3 protein-coding genes are annotated in these 3,433 nt (G+C 71.2%); 2 read left to right on the forward strand and 1 reads right to left on the reverse strand.

Annotated features, from left to right (window positions below):
• Together K0M70_RS08335 and K0M70_RS08340 are read left to right on the forward strand one after the other, a co-directional pair.
• The coding region (locus tag K0M70_RS08335; protein ID WP_290781339.1) for a sigma 54-interacting transcriptional regulator at positions 1 to 558 on the forward strand (558 nt) is incomplete at its 5' end.
• A 1-nt stretch (position 559) separates the two neighbouring features.
• Positions 560 to 1,897, forward strand: a complete 1,338-nt coding sequence (locus K0M70_RS08340) for an ATP-binding protein (protein WP_290781340.1) — start codon at positions 560 to 562, stop codon at positions 1,895 to 1,897.
• Positions 1,898 to 1,949: 52 nt separating this feature from the next.
• Here K0M70_RS08340 and glmU read toward each other — a convergent pair whose 3' ends face one another.
• Positions 1,950 to 3,320: a bifunctional UDP-N-acetylglucosamine diphosphorylase/glucosamine-1-phosphate N-acetyltransferase GlmU gene (gene glmU, locus K0M70_RS08345; RefSeq protein WP_290781341.1), complete on the reverse strand. Its 1,371-nt coding sequence runs from the start codon at positions 3,318 to 3,320 to the stop codon at positions 1,950 to 1,952.
• Positions 3,321 to 3,433 lie beyond the last annotated feature (113 nt).

Raw genomic sequence — 3,433 nt, forward strand, 5'->3', positions numbered from 1 at the left:
CAGATGAAGCTGCTGCGCGTGCTCGAGACTGGCCGCTTCGAGCGCCTCGGCAGCAACCGCGAACGCCAGGTGCAGGTGCGCGTGATCAGCGCCACCAATGCCGACCTGCCCGCGATGATCCGCGCCGGGCAGTTCCGCGAAGACCTTTACTACCGGCTCAACCTGATCGAGCTGCGCGTGCCGGCGCTGGCCGATCGCCCCGACGATATCCTGCCGCTGGCCGAACATTTCCTGGGCGGCGCGAAGCCCTTGTCGGCAGCCGCGCGCGAGGCGCTGCTGCGTCATCGCTGGCCCGGCAACGTGCGCGAGCTGAAGAACACCCTGCAGCGCGCGCTGCTGCTGGGCACCGGCGCCCAGATCGGCGTGGCTGACCTGGGCCTGCCGGTTGCGACACCCGCGGCACCGCAGGCGAACACCGACGCCGAGCCCGACCGCGCCGCCATCGAGGCCGCCATCGCGCGCGCCAACGGCGTGCTGGCGCAGGCAGCGGCCGAACTGGGCCTCAGCCGCCAGGCGCTTTACCGGCGCCTGGAGCGGCTGGGCATCGGGCGCGGCTGAGATGGCGAAGACGCGACGGGCGCGCGTGTCGCTGGCGGGGCGGCTGGCCGGCGTGGCGTTCGCGCTGTTGGCCGCAGGCATAGCGCTGGCGCTGGCGCTGCAGGCGTGGATCGGTTCGCCGCTGGCGGCCTTCGCCATCGCACTGCTGGTGATGCTGCCGGTGCTGGCCGTGGCCATGCGGCGGGTGGTGCAGCCGATGCTGTCCCTGTTCCGCGCCCTGTCGGGCACGGTGGACAGCTACCGCGACGGTGACTTCAGCTTCGGCCTGTCGTGGCCGGTGAGCGACGAACTGGGCGCACTGGTGGCCACCCACAACGCCCTGGGCGATGCGCTGCGCGAGCAGCGGCTGGGCCTGGTGCAGCGCGAGCTGCTGCTCGACACCATGGTGCAGAACACGCCGGTGGCGATGGTGCTGGTGGATTCGTCGGGCCGCGTGAGCTACGCCAACCTGGCGGCGCGGCGCGAGTTCAACGCCGGCCGCAGGCTCGAAGGGCACGTGCTGGACGCGCTGCTGGCGTCGGTGCCCGAACCGCTGCGGGACGCGGTGCAGTCCGGACGCGACGGCCTGTTCGCCATAGGCGACGGCGACGACGAACAGACCTGGCACATCGCCCGCCGCGAATTCCGGCTCAACGGCCGCGTGCAGTTGCTGCTGATGCTGCGCCAGCTGACGGCCGAGCTGCGCCGGCAGGAAGTGCAGACGTGGAAGAAGGTGATCCGCGTGATCAGCCACGAACTCAACAATTCGCTGGCGCCCATGGCGTCGCTGGCCCATTCGGGCGCCGAACTCACGCGCCGCGGCCAATACGATCGGCTGGTGTCGGTGTTCGGCACCATCGAAGAGCGTGCGCGCCACCTGGAGGGCTTTATCCGCGGCTATGCGCACTTCGCCAAGTTGCCCGCGCCGCGGCTTGAGGCGCTGCAGTGGCCGGAGTTCGTGGCCCGGCTGCGCAGCCAGATCGATTTCACGCTGGATGAGGCACTGCCCGCCGACACCGCGCGGCTGGACGTGCCGCAGATGGAACAGGCGCTGCTGAACCTGCTCAAGAATGCCCATGAATCAGGTTCGGCCGCCGACCAGGTGAGCCTGCGCGTGCGACGCCAGCCCGGCCAGCTGCGCATCGAGGTGATGGACCGCGGCAGCGGCATGAGCGACGCCGTGCTGGCGAACGCGCTGGTGCCGTTCTATTCCACCAAACGCAGCGGCACCGGCCTGGGCCTGGCGCTGGCGCGCGAGATCGCCGAAGCTCACGGCGGCCGCATCAGCCTGGGCAACCGCAGCGACGGTGGCCTGATCGTGGCGATGGTGATCCCCGTCGTCGACGCCCAGCTGGCCTGAAGCCGCTCAAGGCACCTGGCGGTAAGCGCCGCGGCATCGCGCCGGTGCGGCGTCAGGGTTTCCTGGTGGGCCGCTGCCAGCCTTCAAGCGTGGCCTGGCGACCGCGCGCCACCGACAGCTTGCCCGCCGGCGCCGGTTTGGTAATCACCGATCCGGCGCCGATGGTGGCGCCCTCGCCGATCTCCACCGGTGCCACCAGCGCCGAGTTCGAGCCGATGAACGCACCGTCGCCGATGGTGGTGGTGAACTTGTTCACGCCGTCGTAGTTGCAGGTGATGGTGCCGGCGCCGATGTTCACCGCGGCGCCAATCTCGGCGTCGCCCAGGTAGCTCAGGTGGTTGGCCTTCGAGCCCGGACCCAGGCGCGCCTTCTTGGTTTCGACGAAGTTGCCGATGTGGACGCCGTCGGCAAGGTCGGTGCCGGGCCGGAGCCGCGCGAACGGGCCGATGGTGCACGCACCGCGCGCCACCACGCCGTCCAGGTCGCAGTGCGCGTTGACCACGGTGCCGGCGGCCAGGTCCACGTTTCGCAGGCGGCAGAACGGGCCGATGCGCACGCCGTCGCCCAGGCGCACGCGCCCTTCCAGCACCACGTTGACGTCCAGCTCCACGTCCATGCCCACTTCCACGCTGCCGCGCTGGTCGAAGCGCGCCGGGTCGGCGATGCGCACGCCCTGGCGCATCAGCGCCTCGGCGGCGCGGCGCTGGAACGCACGCTCCAGGCTGGCCAACTGCACCGGGTCGTTGGCGCCTTCCGCTTCGCCCGCGACATTGCAGCCCACCTGGGCGGCCGGATGGCCGTCGGCACGCGCCATCGCGAAGATATCGGTGAGGTAGTACTCGCCCTGGGCGTTGTTGTTGCCCAGGCGGCGCAGCCAGCGGCGCAGGTCAGCCGCCGGCGCGGCGATGACGCCGGTATTGACCAGGCGCACGGCGCGCTGCGTCTCGTCGGCGTCCTTTTGTTCGACGATGGCCAGCACGTCGCCATTGCCGTCCAGCACCACCCGGCCGTAACCCGTCGGGTCGGCCAGGGTTTCGGTAAGCACGGCGGCACGGTCGCCGCCGGCGGCCAACAGGCGCTGCAGCGTGGCCACCGTGATCAGCGGCACGTCGGCATACAGCACCAGCACCCGGGCCTGGTCGGGCACTTCAGGCATGGCCTGCTGCACGGCGTGGCCGGTGCCCAGCTGCTGGGCCTGTTCGGCCCAGCGCAGGTCGGCTTCATCGGCGAACGCCGCGCGAACCTGGTCGCCGCCATGGCCGTAGACGATGTGCACGCCGGCCGCGCCCAGCGAGTGGGCGGCGGCGATGACGTGCGCAAGCATGGGCTTGCCGGCGATGGGCTGCAGCACCTTGGGCGCGCGCGACTTCATGCGCTTGCCCTCGCCGGCGGCCAGGATGATCACGTGCAGGGCTTGGGTCATGGGTTCCTCCGTGGCCGTAGTATCAGCGCGGAAACGGGGCGCCGCCAGCCCGCGCGTCCGGGGTCGCGCCCGTCGCGGCTTTCAATGACCCCGAAACGACGCCCCCCCCACCC

It is taken from the genome of Arenimonas sp., from assembly GCF_019459675.1.
In the GTDB taxonomy this organism is placed as follows: Bacteria; Pseudomonadota; Gammaproteobacteria; order Xanthomonadales; family Xanthomonadaceae; genus Arenimonas.

Excerpts from the sequence above, each read along its gene's own strand:
- glmU (WP_290781341.1), bottom strand. The coding sequence starts at position 3,320 with ATGACCCAAGCCCTGCACGTGATCATCCTGGCCGCCGGCGAGGGCAAG.
- K0M70_RS08340 (WP_290781340.1), top strand. The coding sequence starts at position 560 with ATGGCGAAGACGCGACGGGCGCGCGTGTCGCTGGCGGGGCGGCTGGCC.